Here is a 15731-nt window from a genome sequence, read left to right as displayed (position 1 = left end):
CTTAGTACGAGTACCCCTGGACGCCGTAGTTCGTGTCATGACGACGCCCCCACCACGGGAGATAGGCGTTGTCTTCGCCGCGTGCGCGGAACCAGTCTCCGTTCGGGTTGATCGGCGTAAGCTTCGACGGCGGCAGCACGACAACGGCAGTCGGATGAGCCGCGTCCGTTGTGCCCGCAACCAGGGCATTGCCGCCGAAATGATTGACCCGGCCAATTGCGAGTGCGACGTTCGTCAGCGCCGTACCTGCCCCCATGTCGCCAAGCAGCGCCGGCGTGTTGAAGACCTGCTTCGTATAGTCGAATTCCGGCAGCGTTTCCGTGAGCGTCTGCGACAGCGAGGCCAGACGCGCCGATGCCGCGTCGCTGCCCTTGCCCGCATCGTGCACGACGAACTGGATGCTTGCAGGGTCGACGTTCGCGTTATGGGCAGCCTTTGCGATCGTCGCCTTCCATGCCTGGACGGCACGCGTGGTACCGGCCTTCGCCTCGTAGTCGCTCACCTTGCCCGTCGCAGTCTTGCCGATCCATGCGAGCGGCTCACGCTCGGTCTTCAGATCGGGGCCCGCCAGAAACAGCACGGTGAGGTTCTCGTTCATCTGCTCGTCTTTGGGCGGGAAGCTTGGCGCGTCCCAGTTCATCACCCACACACTTTCCTGCGGGTGCGCCTGCAGATAGTCGAGTGCGGCGTTCAGTGACGTGAAACCGGCATTGGCACCGCCGACGTGGATCTGAATGTCGGCAGGCAAATCCTTGCTCCACAGATCCTTTGCGGACTTATTGCCAATTTCAAAATAGTCTTTGATCTGGTATGCCAAATAATCCTTTGCCTCTTTCGGCGCCAGGCGCGGAGGTATCGCGAACTCGACGCGAATGCCTGCCAGCTCTCGCCAAAGACGCGGATCATGTGACTGGACCGTATAGAAATAGTGACTATTCATCACGTATTTCGTAGCAAACAGACCCAGAAGCGTGTCGATATACTTCTCGTAGTATCCATCGAAGCGCTCCCTTCCGTTGTTTCCGTCCGCTACGATAGCGACCGGCTTAACTGATAGAAAGCTTTGAGGGTCTGTTCTGACCATGTCATCGTTCTGATTCGGCTTGACAAGCCCCATGGTCCATAACAGCTGCCATTCTGTCGGATAGTCACGACGCTGCAAGGGATTGAGCCACTCCAGACCAACAACTTGCGCGACAAATGGTTTCTGTTGGGCTGGCGTCGATGGTGTCGGAGTCGAGATCGGCTGCGCGGCCTCCGCGGTCGATGATGACCATGCCGTAGCGAATGCAAAAGCAGCAACCCCAACCAGGGCAGGCAACCCTATCCAGCGTGTCATTTCCTCTCCCATGCTTCGTGTCTGCGGACCGTGACCGAACGTTTCGATTGCCACGATACCCATCGCAAGAAGAACTGCAACGAATACCAGTGCAAGCCGTCGTGACCGGGAGACGAATAGCGATCTCATACGGCTCTCCCGATACCGAGCAATGTACCACCCTGTCGTTTGTCGTCTATCGAGCCAGGAAGCTTCGCCTCGGGGTCGTTGAGCACCCATTCTTGCAAAAACATCCCCTTCATTTTTCCTTTCTCGAAGTACGCTGAATAGATTTGATTCGGATTGTCTCTCTCCAATTGCTTCCCGAACCGCCAGTCTGCTTCAACCCTGAAATCGTTCAGCTGTTCTGGCGAGATTCGACAAATGCCAATCGCAACATCATAGGCCAGCGCCAATCTGGCATGCATCGGGTTGGTCATGATCGTCGAATGGTTCGTTGGGTTATTCACTGCTGCATCGAGGATGTGCACGATCTGCTCGTTCCGCCACTCCTGATACCCGTCGGGCATTTGTGCATTGGGACTAGCTTCACCAACGACCACACCGTCCTTGACCCAATCGGATTTGTTCTTGTACCGCGCCTCCATGCGCGCGATTGCATGATCCTCATAACGCTGCGACGCCTCGCTGTCTGCATCGCCATGGGGGGCCATCTCGGCGGCATGTTCGTCGTTGTGGGGTTTGTAAGCGTCGTACGGATCGGCCTTGTTGATGGTCGTCTTCTTCTTGTTACGCGCGGCCGCCACCGGATCGTTGTCCTCGTTGAAATCGCTTACCGCGTTGCCGTCCTTCACCTGCACGACCGCCCCATAGCGGATCGCCTGCGGGAAAAACGGTTCCGGCAGGCCAGGCGCATCGCAGATCACGTGCCAGCTTTCCTGCGTGCTGCCGCATTTCTGCGGCGGCTCGGCATTGACGCGCATCACGCCCAGCGCCGATGTCGCCATCGTTACGATGTACAGCACGGGGGCCGCCGCGATAGTACCGACCTTACCGTACCAGTGCGGGTTGCCCCGCAGTGCTTTGACCAGGTTGTATTTTGCCGGGGGCGACGTCGGGTAAAAGAACAGTTTCGTTGAGCCCTTGCCATAACGCCAATCGTGCTTCCACGTGTCGTAGGTCACCGGCTCCGCCTGACCGACCTGGAAATTGGTTGCAAACACGCGTTGCGTGAAAAGGCTCGAACCCTTGACAAGCGCGACCTCGTCCGGATGCAGTCCGCGCCAGCCCATACCCTGGACAGGGGCAGCGGAAATCACCTGGTCGTGCGGGCATGAATACAGCGTCACGCGGCCGTAAGTATGGTTCTGAACCCCATACTGCTTCCGGTCGTTGTCGGGATCGTAGGCGGGCTTGCCGTCTTCTCCCGACTTCATGTTTGCCATCGACATCCGGTAGTCGAACGGATCGCGCTGATCCTCGGCATCCTTGCTCTGCGCGATCAGTTCGAAGAATGCTTTCAGGGCCTTGACCCGCGCCTTCGATTCCACCCGCCCACGGTTGCCTTGCGAGTCCTTGTCGTTGCGGTCGGTCCAGTCTTCCATGAAAGGCGAGTTGTCGCCCTCGATGGAGCCAAGGACGCTGTATGGCGGGTTGGCCAGGACATAAGTGTCGGCCACGCATCTCACGCCCGCAGTCTCCGACAGCCGGTCCCCGAGGAACGCGGCTGCAATGCCGACCATGTTGCCCTGGCTATGGCACACCACCGTGATTGGCACGTCCTTCTGTGCCTTGCGGATAGAACCGATGAGTTTTGCGAGACGCAACGCCCCCATCACGTTGTACATGCGCGGTGGCGTCTCGAAGAGCGGACGCTGGGTCGGATTGAGCCCCTGCACATTGATGAAGCCGAAGATCCGCGGATCGACACCGGCATTCCACAGATCCGGCAAACTGCCGCATCCATTCGCGAAAGGTCCGCCACCCCAGTAGTTCTGTTCGTTCAGGAAGATCGATTCGCCGTAGCGTTTCAGTTCTTCTGCGTTTGCTTTGTAGCCCCAACGGAAATGAATGACGGGCGAGTAGGTGTTTTCGTCCGGTTGAAGATAGCTTTTCGACGTGAGCTTCGGGTTGATGAACCCATCATCCGTCAGGCTCTTCATATAACGCATCGGTCCCATCTGACCGCCCTTCGGCCCGCAATGCGTGAGCTGATCGTCCAGGCGTCCGAGCCGCTGGTTCAAACCGGCGCACAACCCCTCTTCGCCCGGCTCGAACCACTCGCCCTCCGAATTCACCCCATGCACGAAAATCACGATGCCCGGCAACGGCATCTGCATCACGCACATGTAGTCGGATTGACTGAGCGTCATCACGCCGTTGCCGTTGGCGACCAGATAGCGATTCTGCGAATCGTCCCCGCCCCCCGACGCCCCGCCTGAAGGCGTACGCGGATCGAGACCGCCACCGTCGTTCGTCGCGGCCTGCGCCGACGGATTGTTTTCAGATGCAACCGGACTAGCCGGCGCGGTATCGGCTGTGTCTGCCATGATTATTTTTATCCCCGGGTCAGATCTTGTTCTTGAAGAAATTCACGACGAAGGGTTCGAACTGGTTGCTCTGGATGGGAGCAAGCTTGCCCGCAGCGTCGGATTGCCCCTTCACCACTTCGCCCGACGCTTTCGTGATCTCCGCCTGCATGCCCTCTACGGCCTGCCCATCGGTCGCCCGCACGAGCTTCGGCACGCGCCCGAGCGGTGCATGATCGAACTTCGGCATGTCCGTGCTCAAGCTCGCCGGCCCTTGCCACGCGTGCCCGGCCGACTTCACCGTGAACGTGCCGGGGCAGCCCAGTTCGATATCGCTGCCATGCAGTTTCAGGTAGGCACCGCCGGACGTCGTGAAAACCACCTCGTCGCTCGCCATGCCGGCGAGCTTGCCGCCGGCCGCCGTGAACTGAATGTTCTTCGCGGAATCGATCTGCGTGTCGTCGTTCTGGCTCTGCAGCGTCACCTTGCCCTGATTCGCGATCGCCGACACGCCGTCGCTGTGCGCGAACATCGCGACGCCGCGGCCGCCGTGCAGCGTGATGCGCTGACCGCTGGTCAGCTGGACATGTTGCTGCGCGACCTGGTCGATGTTCTCGCCGGCGTACGTCACGTGGGTCTTCGGGGTGATCGCGACCGAGCCGGCTTGCGCGCCGAACGCCATCAGCGCTTGCGACCCGGCCGCCGTGCCGGTTCCGGAATCCGATGCACCGCTGCCGGGCGTCCAGCCCTTGAACGCAGCGGCGACCGCCTGCTGGCCCGCCGTATCGGTTGCCTGACCGCCATGCTGACCTGCGTAGTCGCCCAGCGACTTGAACAACTCGGTGCATTCACCGAGCAGTCGCAGCAACTCGTCACGATCGAGCTGACCGCCGCTCGCCTGCGAGCGTGCGTAGGTCGTAAGAAGAATGCCCTGCGCGGCCCGCAGCGCGGCGGCCGCGTCGGTACGCAATTCCGCGCCCTCTCCACGGTCCTGACCTCGGCCGTCCTGACGAGGCTGCGTCAGGTACCCCAGATTCAGTTGAGAATGCGCATGCTCACTCGCCAACTGACTGGAAATCTGACCCGGCGTATCGTCGAGACGCAGCTGGTTATACCGGCGCCCCTTGATTTCCTTGGTCTTGATCCCCGACACGTAGCGGTTGCCGGGAAGATTGCCGACGTGCGTGAAGGCCGCCGGTGGGTTCACGCCGTTGCTCAGCACATTGATGATGACCAGCCGGTCCGGATCGCCGCCGAGGCTGCCGATCAGGACTTCCATACCGACACGCGGCAGAAAGAGCGCGCCAAAGCTGCCGCCCGCGAGACTCGCCCCGACACGGATTGGCGCGCTGTCGCCGGCGTTGTCGTTCGTGCCCGCGCCCTGCGCATGCGCATGGTCCGCCGGATCGAGACCGTGGATCCGCACGCGCACGCGGCCGTCGGCATCGCAGAACACTTCCTCACCCTGCTGACCGACGATCGTGCCGGTCAACAGGTGCACGGGCGGCAGATCGACCTTTGGGTCGTACGCCGGCGCAAGCGGTACGCCGCGCCGCACGCAGGTGAAGTGATTCTCGTAGCGTGTATCGGATTCGGTTGTCGCCGCCGCCGGCTGCCGGGACGGCGACGGATAGGCGAGGTGCCGGCTCGCGGCAAACAGCGCCTGTACGCGCTCGGTCAACCCCTTCGGCAGATTGTTCCAGATGTCATGGTCGATCGACGCAATCACGAACTGCCGCTGATCGGCGGGCTGCATATCCCATTCCGGGTCGCCAGTCAGCGTGATCCATGCGCCGACGGCCAGGTCGCGCACGCTGCTCACGCCGTCGTAACGCTCGGCTTCGAACTGATGCGCGAGCATCCGGGCACGCGTGAGACGCTCGTGATCGCTCCACGAGTCGCCCGCGTGCGGGATGTCGATCGCGACGTCGGTCAGCAGCTGCGCCAGATCGTTGCCGGCCTCGCCCTGATTAACGCTCGTCGCGACCATCGACTCGTCGATACGCGCCTTCTTGTAGTCCCACGACGGACGACCCACCTGCCCCGGCGTCAAGCGCTGATGCAGTGCGAACAGCGTGACGGTGTCGCGCTCCTCGGTAGCGGCATCGCGCGGATGCAGCCGTACCGTGCCGGCCGGCGCTTCGGGCAGCGACATCGGATCGTCACAGCACACGAGCGTATGCACGGGCGTGTCATCGTCGCTGTTGCCCGTGCCCTTGCCCCGGCCGGCTTTGACGAACACCGTGATGCCCTCGCGTCGCAGCAGGCGGCGCACGAATTTCGCATCCGATTCGTTGACCTGCCGAGTCAGTTCGCGTGCCGGATACCGGTCACGGCTCAAGCCGGACAGGTCGAATTCGAAAGCGGCGGCCAGCGCCGGGCTGCGCTGACGCCATTCGTTGAACAGCGTCGCGAGGATGTCGACGACGCTGCTCTGGCGGAATACGCGGGAATTCGTGCGCTTGTCCATCAACGACAGCGCGTCGCACACCGTAAGCTGGTACACGCACAGCTCGCCGTCGCTCTGGCCGATCTGCACGTCCTGGATGATGGCGTTGACGAAGTGCAACTGGCCCCGGTCGGTAACGAGCCGGATTGAGACGGGGATGCCGAGGAACAGCCGCGGCGACAGATTGTGGCGGGGCGATACACAAGTCAGATGCCCGTGAATGCCGGTCATCAGCCCTTCGTGCACGTGCGCATGCTGCAACGCAAGCAAGTGCCCCAATGCGCCTTGCGCCTTGCCGAAATTCAAGGCCACGGGCCGACGGTTCCAGTCGACCACCCCCGACGCGAAGCTGCTTATTGTTTCGCTTATCGACACAGCCGTTCTCTCAATATTGTTGTCAACGTATTGAATTCGGCTTTGCGACTCGCGTCACAGCACGGTCACACTACCGATTTGTGACAGCGAGCATATCAAATTTGCGGGGGTAATTCGGCGCCCGACGAGCATCCATGCCGCTTTTCGACACAATCTGACGAAAATTGACGGAGTCTCGCGTAACGCGGATAAGCTGCCGGTCGCCTAGGCCGCGTCAAGGCACGGGATCAGCGAACGATCGACAGTTGGCGTCAGTATTTCGGCGACCTCGACGGCGCGGCCGCAGAGCGAAGTTCGTGCACGTCGATGTCAAACCGGAAAGCGAAAAGCCGGTTCAATGAACTGCTCCCAGGAAGCGGGACGGACAGAAACGGGGGCCGGGCCGCTTTTGAATCGCGTGCTGCATTGCATCAACATTGCCCGCACGCCCCGCCTGTCGATGATCAACCATCCGTCGACACCGTCACGGCCTCCCATGCACGGATTTCCTCTTCCAGCGCCGCCAGTTTGTTCCGCACGAGCCGCAGCGCATCGGTGCCGAGCAACAGGTGCGCGGGCGGATGTTCCGCCGCGATCGCCGCGAGCATCGCGCGCGCGGCCTTCGCGGGATCGCCCAGCTGCTTGCCGCTCTTCTCCTCGCGTGCCTTGCGGATCGGATCGAAGATCGCGTCGTAGTCCGCGATCGTGCGTGGCGTGCGCGCCATCGAGCGGCCGGCCCAGTCGGTGCGGAACGAACCGGGCGCCACGGCCGTCACGGCAATGCCGAACGGCTCGAGCTCCTGGCCGAGTGTGTCGGAGATGCCTTCCAGCGCGAATTTGCTGCCGCAGTAGTAAGCGATTCCCGGCATCGTGATGTGGCCGCCCATCGACGTGATGTTCAGGATGCGGCCGCGCCGACGCACGCGCATGAACGGCACGACGGCCTTCATCATCGCGACCGCACCGAATACGTTCACGTCGAACTGGCGGCGCATCTCCGCGAGCGGCGCTTCTTCCATGACGCCTTCGTGACCGTAACCGGCGTTGTTCACCAGCACGTCGACGGGCCCGACGTTCGCCTCGATTTCCGCGACCACGCCGTCGATGCGCTCGAAGTCGGTCACGTCGAGCACGCGCGCGACAGCCGCCTGCGCGGACAGCGATTCGAAATCCTGCGCCGCCTGCGCGCTTCTCACGGTACCGACCACCGTGTGGCCTGCCGCCAGCGCCTCCTGGGCGAGCGCGCGGCCGAAACCACTGCTGACGCCGGTGATGAGCATGATGTTGCCGGATGCCATTTCGCTTCTCCCGAATGTCGATTGAAGCATGCATACTAGTCTGACGAACAACGTCGAATAAGCCAGATTCCGCTGATTTTCTTGCACAAAACTATGAGCGCCGCACTTACCTCCACCCAGCCTCCGTCGCTGTCGCCGCGCAACCGGAAGCGCCTGGTCACGCTGCTGCGCGCGCTGGCGCCCGACGAAGGCTACAACCTGACGGCGCTGCCGAGCGTCCGCATCCTGCGCTCGAACCGCGCGCTGTCGCGCACGCCGGTCCTGTACGACCCCGGCATCGTGATCGTCTGCCAGGGATGCAAGCGCGGCTACTTCGGCGGCGAGCGCTATCTGTACGACGAGCACCACTATCTGGCGGTGTCCGTACCCGTGCCGTTCAGCATGGAGACCGACGCAACGCCCGAGCGCCCGCTTCTCGCGCTGTACCTGCACCTCGATTTCACGATGGCCGCCGAACTCGCGGCGCAGATCGACCGCGAAGGCGTGGCGGAACGCGTGCAGGCGCCGAGGAGCATGATGTCGACGCCGATGGATGAAGCGATGCACGCATCGGTGCTGCGTTTCGTCGAGGCAATGCAGCGGCCGCTCGAAGCCGCGGTGCTCGGCCCGGCATTGCTTCGCGAACTGTATTTCCGCGTGCTGACCGGCGCGCAGGGCAGCGCGATGCGCAGCGCGCTGGCGATGCGCGGGCAGTTCGGCCGGATCGGCCGGTCACTGCGCGTGATCCATGCCGATTACGCGCAGCCGCTCGACGTGCCGCAACTGGCCGACGAAGCCGGCATGAGCGTGCCGAGCTTTCACAGCCACTTCAAGGCGATCACGCAGGTGTCGCCGATGCAGTACCTGAAGTCGACGCGCCTGCATCAGGCGCGGCTGCTGATGGTGCGCCAGGACCTGACGGCGGAAGCGGCCGGCTACGCGGTCGGTTACACGAGCCCGTCGCAGTTCAGCCGGGAATTCAAGCGTCTGTTCGGCTTGACGCCGGCGAAGGAGACACAGCGCATGCGCGAGAGCTTCGCGATTCCGGAGGCATTCGAGGATGCGGTTTTCGTGTCGTCGCATTGAGAGGCGCGCGAACCTGGCCGCGACCTGTGCCGCACGCTGTCATCGCGCGGCATCGAGAACCAGACCCGCAAGCGACTTCAGGATGACCGCAGTCACGCCCCAGATGTCCTGCGTCTGATCGGCCCAGTACCAGGCGCCGGTGCGTTCGCCTTCACTGTATTGCCGCGGCAGAGCGGGATTCAGCAGCGTGGCGAACGGAAACTCGAAGATCGCCTCGACTTCGGCCGGGGACGCTTCCCATTCGGCCGTTTCCGGCACGATGCCGATCACCGGAAAAATGGCGTGATTGCGCTTTCTGGTTTTATGAATCGGCAGGCACCCGACCACCCGGATCGCGCCGGGCTCGAGGCGAATTTCCTCGAACGCTTCGCGCAGCGCGGTCGCGCCAATGTTGCCGTCGGATTCAGCCGGACGCCCGCCGGGGAAACTCACATGGGACGAATATTCGCTGAGCCCCGACGAACGCTTGGTCAGCAGGATCGTCGGCTCGCGCCGCGCGACGATCGCCACCAGGACAGCCGAGAATTTCCACTGTCGGTCGTCGTCCACAAGATATTGCTTCGCCGTGTGCCAATCCGTTTCGGCAGGGATCCGGAAGCCTTCCACGCCGCGTACGATTGTATCCAGGACGGCCTGCGGCGACCCGGCATCCGACTGTCCACTCGCAAGCAAGCCACCGGTATTCGGGACGCTTCTGCCGGATTCCATGTCTTCCTCCTGACGCCTGCACCGTCGAGCGCTCTGGACGACACTGAACCCAATCCGGGTTGCCGGGGCACGGCGTCGTTGTTGCGAATTCGGGTGTGGCCGTGTTCGCACGCGATCGAAAATGGCGAGAGCGCGAAAACGACAGTCTGCTCCAATGCAAAAAATCCGTCAGCGTCGCGGAATTTTTAATTCGCGCGCCGGATCGCCATCGACAAATCGGAGACACCAGATAACGCATGAAAAATGAAATTCCGATCGAATACGAGAGCGCATCTCATGCGCATTCAACCGGCGGACGTCGGCTCACCCGACGCATCCACGCGCGCGGGTGCGGGTCCGACTAACCCGGCCGCCGTGATCGCAACAGCCGTGACGATCATCATCGCGCCCCACCCGACCCGCTCGTTGAGCATCCCCGCGGCCACGGCGCCGACGGCGCCGGCCGCGTAATAGAGCGTGAGATAGGCGGCACTCAACGCACCGGCCCGCGCCGGTTGAATCGCGACGACACGTGACTGGTTCGCAACCTGAGCAGCAAAACAACCTGCGTCGAATGTCGCCAACCCGACACCCATCCACCCGGGACTTCCGAGCGCAACGCCAAGCAGCAACGCCGAAAGCGCCGCCATGACGAGCCCGCAACGGATGACGGCACGATCGCCGAATCGGTCGGTGAATTTTCCGGCGACACGCGTGACGCCAAGGCCAAGCACGCCGGCGAGACTGTACGCGCCGATCGCCGCCGCACTCATGCCATAGGGCGGCTCGGCCAGACGGATCGCCAGCCCCACCCATACCAGATTGAACGCGAAGAACCACAGCATGCCGGCGCAGGTACGGCGCCTCAGTTGAACGCTGTCGCGCAGCAGACGTGGAATGGCAACGATCGTGGTCGCATAGCCGGGCGGCCGCCCCTGAGGTCGGCCGCCCGGCATAAGCGATGCACCGCCAACGGCAGCCAGCGCAACGCATCCGGCCAGCGCAAGCAACGCGCCGCGCCACCCGCACCATTGCGACAACACGCCCCCGACGAAGCGACTCAGCAGGATGCCGGCGGAAATGCCCGCGGATACGACGCCCATCGCCGCGCCACGTCGGTGCGGCTCCGCGTGTTTTCCGACGACGGTGCTGCACTGCGCCGCGACCGTCGTCGCCGCACCGACCAGGAACAAGGCAATGCCGAGCGTGAGCGGCCCGGACGACCACGACGCGCATGCAAGCAATAACGCGAGCATGCCCATTTGCGCCGAAACAAGCGTGCGCGGACTGAACCGGTCAGCCAGCGGGACCAGCAGTGCAAGACCGACCAGATAACCGAGCATCGTCACGGAGGCGAGGGCCGTCATCCGCGATGCGGGCACGCCGAAGTCGCTCGCGATGACCGACAGCGACGGCTGCAGCGCATAACCGTTGGCGATCGCCACGCCCGCCGCCAGCGCAAGCGCCGCGATCGCGGCGCGGGACAGATACGGGCTCTGGCCGACGACCGTCATGCTCCGGTCCTGACCGCGATCGCCTCGACTTCGACCAGGATCTCCGGATCGACGAAGGGAAGCGCATGCACCAGCGAAAACGCCGGCCGGATATCGCCGTAGATCTCTCCATGCGCACGGGCCGCGGCCTCCCAATTGTCGAAGTCCGCGACCACGAGGCGGCTCTGGACCACGTCGGACAACGAGAATCCGCTGTCCGCCAGAACTTTCTCGATCGTCGCCAGCGCATCGCGTGTCTGCGCGTACACGTCGTCTCCTTTGCCGGCCGTCCCCGAAATGTAGATGGTGTTGTCGACGACGACTGCACGCGAGTAGCCAACCTTGGGCTCCCACGGGGAGCCGGTGCTGATCTTTTGACGCATCGTTAAGATCCCTCCGATAAGGTTCATGGACACAACCTACTACTTGGGTAGTAAGTGTGGACGATTGTATACTACTGCGGTAGTTAATCAAGGAATCCCATGCAGGTCGCCATGGGAGCCGGAGCCCATACACATGAACGAAAACGCGGAGCTGATCACGTCGTTGATCCGGCTTGGATTTACCCAGTACGAGGCGCAGGCATACGCGGCCCTCGTTGGACAAGCCGCGCTGACAGGCGCGGAAGTCGGCCGGCGCGCCGGCATGCCGCCATCGAAAATCTACGAAACCTTGACTCGCCTGGAAGCACGCGGCGCGGTGCTCATCAACCGGTCGGAGCCTGTTCGTTATGCCGCCGTGCCTCACCGGTCGTTGCTGGAAGAACTGCGTACGCGCTTCAATGCGGATCTGGAGCTGGCCGCCGGCGCGCTCGATCGGCTGCCGGTACAGCAGGAGCCCGGGCTGGTCTGGTCGTTGAGCGGGCGGGCGGCGATCACCAGCGCATTCGCGCGCGTCATCGTCAATGCGAAAACGCAGATTTTCGCGGGCGTCTGGGACGAAGAGATCGACGACCTGGGGCCGCTGCTCGAAGCCGCCGCGGCAAGGGGCGTCGACACGCACGTGGCGATCTACGGCAACCGCATGCTCAACGGGCCGCGTCACTACGATATGGCCAAATGCGGCGCCAGCGCGAGGCTCCGGCTTTCCGGACGCCGGCTCGCCGTTGCGGTGGCGGACGACACGGAGGCGGTGGTGGCGGAATTCGGCGACCATTCGCCCGATCAGGCAACCCTGACGACCAATCCGGTCATTGCGCTGCTCGCGGTCGAATACATCAAGGCGGACGTCAGCGGGCGCGTGTTGATCGACGCACTGAGTCCGGCGGAATACAAGAAAGTCCTGAAGCATCCCGACATGCAGGCAATGCTCGCGCCGCCCGACGGGAAGGGCTGACCCGCGCGACTCCGCATGGCTGCCGGTGCACGCAGCCCGCCACCATGCCACCCTGTCCGACAATCGTCACCCCCACGCGAGATTCCAATGACCCCGTATGCCTACCGCCTGCTGAATGTATTCGCCGAATCGACGTTTGGCGGCAACCCGCTTTGCGTGTTCGAAGACGCGCGCGGCATGGACGACGCGACCATGCAGGCGCTCGCCGTGCAGTTCAACCTGTCCGAAACGACCTTCGTGTTGCCGTCGGAGCGCGCGCATGCGCGGGTCCGCATCTTCACACCGGGGTATGAAATGGCTTTTGCGGGCCATCCGACACTCGGCACCGCGCATGTCGTGCGCGACCTGCTGAATGCCGGTGACGCGCTCTCACTCGAATTCAAGGCCGGGGTGGTCGACGTCGATGCACGCGACGACGTGTGGACGTTCATCGCGCCGCACTCCGGCATGCCGAAAACGACACCCTGCGAGTTGTCGGATGCCCAAACGGCGGCACTGCTGGGGCTGACGAAAGACGATCTGCTCGCGCCGCCGATCTGGGTGGATACCGGCGCCGATCAGCTGCTGGTCGCGCTCAAGGACCCCGCGGCCGTGCGGCGCGCGCGACCCGACAGCGCACACCTCGACATCTGGCCGCAAAGCAGTCTCGGCCGTAAAACGGCGTATGTGTTCGCGTTCGACGCCGAGCGCCCGGGGACGGTGGTGTCCCGCTACTTCTTCGTGAAGCAAGGCGCCGGCATTTCGGAGGACCCGGGCACCGGGTCGGCGTGTGCGAATCTCGGCGGCTGGCTGCTTGCGGGCAACCACGCGCTGCCTGCCGCCTTTCAGGTCGAACAGGGCGAGGCCGTTGGCCGGCCTTGTCTGCTGCGGCTGTCGGTCAGCACCAACGGCGAAATCGGTGTCGGGGGTCGCGTGATCGAACTCGGACGCGGCGTCGTCAATGTGTAGAAGCCGCGCGCACCGCCGCGTTTGCTATGCTGCGCGCATCGCCTGCCCGAGCCGATCGCCGACATGAACGACCTCGCCCCCGACCTCGCCCGCACGCTGCGCGCATCCTGCGACGCCTGCTTCGGCACGGCCGCTGTCTGGCCGCTCGTCGAGCGCGCGTATCGCGAGCCGCAGCGCTTCTACCACACGCTCGCGCACCTGGCCGAACTGTTCGCGCATCTCGCGCCGTATCGCGCCGACCCGCTATGGCCAGCCATCGAGCTCGCCGTATGGGCGCACGATTTCGTCTACGCGACGACGCTGCCGGACTACGCGGACAACGAAGCGCGCAGCGCGCAATGGCTCGTGCAGGTCACGAACGAGCGCTGCAGCGAAACCTGGTTGCATGCGCACGCATCGCATGTGTCCGTTGCACACGATCTCGTGCTCGCGACGAAGTCGCACCGGTTGCCCGATACGTTCGCGTCCGATCCGGACTTGCAGCGTGCCGGGTGGCTTTTTCTCGACGCGGATCTCGCGATCCTTGCCGCCGCGCCCGACCGGCTGCGCGAGTACGACCGCGCGATCGCGCGGGAGTGGGCGCAGGATCCCGATGCGCCGTCGGCGGCGTTCCGCGCGGGCCGCAAGCAGGCGCTCGAACATCTGCGCGGGCAGCATCCGCTGTTTCGATCGGCGGAATTCGCGCCGCTCACGCCGCTCGCACAACGCAATCTCGACGTGCTGATCGATGCGTACGCGTAAGCGCATGCGAACCCGTGCAACAGCCGGCGCGAAACCGTCCACCTGACCGCACCACCATCAGCACGATTGAACGGTAGCGGAATGACGAGACACTGCGACCATTCCAATCCGCGAAACACATCGAACCCGTTCACCGCATCATGACCGCTACAAGAAGAGGCCTGGCGCTCATCCCGGCATGTTTGCTTGCCTTTTCCCTGCACGGCCACGCGCAATGCGTCGACCTGATCGCCAATCTCGACGACGGCCAACTGATGCAGTCGCGGATCGCGCTGGTCGACCATGCCACGCCCGCCGAGCAGATCCGCGTCCTCGCGTACATCTTCGAAATCGATGAGACCGGCGGCCAGATGCTGCATCATCTGGTCGCCGCCGCGCGCCGCGGCGTGCCGGTCAAGCTGCTGATCGACGGCATCGGCCCCGAGCCGCACTTCCCCTTCGAGGACGAGCTCATCGCCGCCCTGCACGAGGTGGCGCCCGGCATCGAACTGCGGATCTTCCATCCGCGATCGCATCTCGTCGAGCTTGCGCATCGCATGCACGACAAGCTGTTCCTGGTTGGCGACACAGCCGTGATCGGCAGTACCTCGATCTGGGATCCGAGCTTCCGCAACTGGCTCAGTGAACGCGACCTGATGGTGGCGGGCGACGCCAGCCAGGACGCCTCTGCGCTGCACGCGATGCGCCAGCATTTCGACCTGTTCTGGAACAGCTCGGCAGCGGTTCGCCCCGAGCCGGAAAAATTCCTCGACATCGCCAGCCCCTATCGCGTCTCGCAGGGTTACGCGACGCTGGACCCGGCGCGCATCCGCTATTGGCGCGAACAGCTGCTGGCGCCGCTCGACGATGCAGCGCTGACGGCGGACCCGGCCGCTTCCGATACGGCTGACGGTCCCGGCGCTCCGCCCGCTTCGGGCGCGGATTTCGACCCGGGCTGGACGCCGATCGCCTGCGATCGCTTGCGATATGTCCACGACTGGCCCGACAAGCGCTCGCCGGGCACGCTGCAGGACATGCTCCACGAGTTCGATACGGCGCAGCACGAGATCCTGATCGTCACCCCCTACCTGATCCTGGTGCCGGAGCTGCGCGCGGCACTTGAACGCAAGCGGCGCGAAGGCGTCCGCGTGACCGTCGTGAGCGCGTCGCTGGCGAGCACCACGCAGGAATTCCCTGCAGTCGGCCGCGCCTATGCCGACGATCTGGCCGGCCTGGTGAACGCCGGGATCGAGGTACGCGAGTATGACGACCGGAAAAACCGCATGATGCACGCGAAGCTGATTCTCATCGACGGCCATCGATATTATCTCGGCAGCTTCAATTTCGATCCGCTGTCGGCCCGCTTCAATACCGAAAACGGCCTGTGGATGGATATCCCCGACGACGGGATCGATCCCCTGCGGGACAGCGTGGCGTACTACCTGCACAACTCACGCCCGGTGAGCGACGCCAATCACCGCCTGGTGGCGGATACCGTTGCGCGCTGCCGGGCCGCCGGCTGCGGTGGCGCCTGGCGCTGGGTCACGATGCTGATCAGGGATTACCTCTGAGCGC

12 protein-coding genes are annotated in these 15731 nt (G+C 63.6%); 5 read left to right on the top strand and 7 right to left on the bottom strand.

Annotated elements, in window-relative coordinates; genetic code table 11:
- Position 1: 1 nt before the first annotated feature.
- The 4 genes from ACN22W_RS37935 to ACN22W_RS37920 form a co-directional block, all read right to left on the bottom strand.
- A complete protein-coding gene (locus ACN22W_RS37935; protein ID WP_419690193.1) occupies positions 2 to 1468 on the bottom strand; it encodes a virulence factor in 1467 nt (488 codons plus the stop codon).
- Complete coding sequence (locus ACN22W_RS37930; RefSeq protein ID WP_419690192.1) at positions 1465 to 3828, bottom strand: hypothetical protein; 2364 nt, start codon at positions 3826 to 3828, stop codon at positions 1465 to 1467. The genes ACN22W_RS37935 and ACN22W_RS37930 overlap by 4 nt, the downstream gene beginning before the upstream one ends.
- Before the next feature lie 19 nt (positions 3829 to 3847).
- On the bottom strand, positions 3848 to 6631 hold the full coding sequence (locus ACN22W_RS37925) for a type VI secretion system Vgr family protein (protein ID WP_419690191.1): 2784 nt from the start codon (positions 6629 to 6631) through the stop codon (positions 3848 to 3850).
- 443 nt (positions 6632 to 7074) lie between these two features.
- Positions 7075 to 7908, bottom strand: a complete 834-nt coding sequence (locus ACN22W_RS37920; protein ID WP_419690190.1) for an oxidoreductase — start codon at positions 7906 to 7908, stop codon at positions 7075 to 7077.
- Positions 7909 to 8001: 93 nt separating this feature from the next.
- On the opposite strand from ACN22W_RS37920, the gene ACN22W_RS37915 reads away from it, so the two are divergent.
- Complete coding sequence (locus ACN22W_RS37915) at positions 8002 to 8973, top strand: AraC family transcriptional regulator N-terminal domain-containing protein (protein ID WP_419690189.1); 972 nt, start codon at positions 8002 to 8004, stop codon at positions 8971 to 8973.
- Between the two features lie 39 nt (positions 8974 to 9012).
- On the opposite strand, the gene ACN22W_RS37910 is transcribed toward ACN22W_RS37915, so the two are convergent.
- The 3 genes from ACN22W_RS37910 to ACN22W_RS37900 all read right to left on the bottom strand — a co-directional run bounded on the left by ACN22W_RS37910 (position 9013) and on the right by ACN22W_RS37900 (position 11536).
- Entirely contained in the window at positions 9013 to 9681 is a 669-nt protein-coding gene (locus tag ACN22W_RS37910) for an NUDIX hydrolase (protein ID WP_419690188.1), read from the bottom strand.
- Between the two features lie 284 nt (positions 9682 to 9965).
- Positions 9966 to 11174: an MFS transporter gene (locus ACN22W_RS37905; protein WP_419690187.1), complete on the bottom strand. Its 1209-nt coding sequence runs from the start codon at positions 11172 to 11174 to the stop codon at positions 9966 to 9968.
- On the bottom strand, positions 11171 to 11536 hold the full coding sequence (locus ACN22W_RS37900) for a RidA family protein (protein WP_343494262.1): 366 nt from the start codon (positions 11534 to 11536) through the stop codon (positions 11171 to 11173). Before ACN22W_RS37900 ends, ACN22W_RS37905 begins: the two co-directional genes overlap by 4 nt.
- A 133-nt stretch (positions 11537 to 11669) precedes the next feature.
- On the opposite strand from ACN22W_RS37900, the gene ACN22W_RS37895 reads away from it, so the two are divergent.
- The 4 genes from ACN22W_RS37895 to ACN22W_RS37880 all read left to right on the top strand — a co-directional run bounded on the left by ACN22W_RS37895 (position 11670) and on the right by ACN22W_RS37880 (position 15727).
- Complete coding sequence (locus ACN22W_RS37895) at positions 11670 to 12488, top strand: TrmB family transcriptional regulator (protein ID WP_419690186.1); 819 nt, start codon at positions 11670 to 11672, stop codon at positions 12486 to 12488.
- Positions 12489 to 12575: 87 nt separating this feature from the next.
- Positions 12576 to 13436, top strand: a complete 861-nt coding sequence (locus ACN22W_RS37890; RefSeq protein WP_419690750.1) for a PhzF family phenazine biosynthesis protein — start codon at positions 12576 to 12578, stop codon at positions 13434 to 13436.
- Between the two features lie 63 nt (positions 13437 to 13499).
- On the top strand, positions 13500 to 14177 hold the full coding sequence (locus ACN22W_RS37885) for a hypothetical protein (RefSeq protein ID WP_419690185.1): 678 nt from the start codon (positions 13500 to 13502) through the stop codon (positions 14175 to 14177).
- Positions 14178 to 14317: 140 nt separating this feature from the next.
- A complete protein-coding gene (locus ACN22W_RS37880) occupies positions 14318 to 15727 on the top strand; it encodes a phospholipase D-like domain-containing protein (protein ID WP_419690184.1) in 1410 nt (469 codons plus the stop codon).
- Positions 15728 to 15731 lie beyond the last annotated feature (4 nt).

Origin of the sequence: Burkholderia theae, from assembly GCF_048565265.1 — a bacterium.
In the GTDB taxonomy this organism is placed as follows: Bacteria; Pseudomonadota; Gammaproteobacteria; order Burkholderiales; family Burkholderiaceae; genus Burkholderia; species Burkholderia theae.
This window is presented reverse-complemented; position numbering and strand designations above follow the sequence as displayed.

Coding starts and splice junctions, on each gene's coding strand:
- ACN22W_RS37935 (WP_419690193.1), bottom strand. CDS start 1,468: ATGAGATCGCTATTCGTCTCCCGGTCACGACGGCTTGCACTGGTATTC.
- ACN22W_RS37930 (WP_419690192.1), bottom strand. CDS start 3,828: ATGGCAGACACAGCCGATACCGCGCCGGCTAGTCCGGTTGCATCTGAA.
- ACN22W_RS37920 (WP_419690190.1), bottom strand. CDS start 7,908: ATGGCATCCGGCAACATCATGCTCATCACCGGCGTCAGCAGTGGTTTC.
- ACN22W_RS37915 (WP_419690189.1), top strand. CDS start 8,002: ATGAGCGCCGCACTTACCTCCACCCAGCCTCCGTCGCTGTCGCCGCGC.
- ACN22W_RS37910 (WP_419690188.1), bottom strand. CDS start 9,681: ATGGAATCCGGCAGAAGCGTCCCGAATACCGGTGGCTTGCTTGCGAGT.
- ACN22W_RS37905 (WP_419690187.1), bottom strand. CDS start 11,174: ATGACGGTCGTCGGCCAGAGCCCGTATCTGTCCCGCGCCGCGATCGCG.
- ACN22W_RS37900 (WP_343494262.1), bottom strand. CDS start 11,536: ATGCGTCAAAAGATCAGCACCGGCTCCCCGTGGGAGCCCAAGGTTGGC.
- ACN22W_RS37895 (WP_419690186.1), top strand. CDS start 11,670: ATGAACGAAAACGCGGAGCTGATCACGTCGTTGATCCGGCTTGGATTT.
- ACN22W_RS37890 (WP_419690750.1), top strand. CDS start 12,576: ATGACCCCGTATGCCTACCGCCTGCTGAATGTATTCGCCGAATCGACG.
- ACN22W_RS37885 (WP_419690185.1), top strand. CDS start 13,500: ATGAACGACCTCGCCCCCGACCTCGCCCGCACGCTGCGCGCATCCTGC.
- ACN22W_RS37880 (WP_419690184.1), top strand. CDS start 14,318: ATGACCGCTACAAGAAGAGGCCTGGCGCTCATCCCGGCATGTTTGCTT.